This window comes from Pseudomonas sp. EL_65y_Pfl2_R96, from assembly GCF_963970905.1.
Lineage (GTDB): Bacteria > Pseudomonadota > Gammaproteobacteria > Pseudomonadales > Pseudomonadaceae > Aquipseudomonas.
On the sequence record NZ_CAXAQH010000375.1, the window covers coordinates 1 to 442 of the forward strand.

Below are 442 nucleotides of genomic sequence, written 5' to 3' on the forward strand. Positions count from 1 at the left end.
GGCTGCAACTGAACCCAGCGCATGTCGGGCCCCATCGCCTCGTCGCGCAACACCACCAGCCCAAGTGTTTCCACATAAAAGCGCCGCGCCCGTGCCACATCGGTCACGGGCACCGAAACGATTGCGATCGGCATATCCTGTCCCCCCAAGGATCTGCCGCGAAATAGTATCATTCGAGACTATCTCGCGGTAAGGCTTCCTATCATTTTTCGACGCAGGATGCACCCTCATGGCGAAGCCGACCGACCAGACCGACCCCCAGACCGAAGCCGATCTGACCGGCGTCGCCCCGCGCACCAAGCCCAAGCCCTCGATCGAGAAGATCGGCGATCGCAAGCTCAAGCCGTCGACCTTGATGATGGGGCATGGCTATGATCCGATGTTGTCGGAAGGCTCTCTGAAGCCGCCGATCTTCGCCACCTCGACCTATGTTTTCCCCAAT

The 442-nt window shown here is 60.0% G+C and carries 1 protein-coding gene; it reads left to right on the top strand.

Going from position 1 to position 442, the window contains the following annotated elements; genetic code table 11:
• Positions 1 to 229 precede the first annotated feature (229 nt).
• Positions 230 to 442 (top strand): hypothetical protein (locus AACY49_RS31125; protein WP_339528174.1); only part of this gene is annotated, 213 nt, incomplete at its 3' end.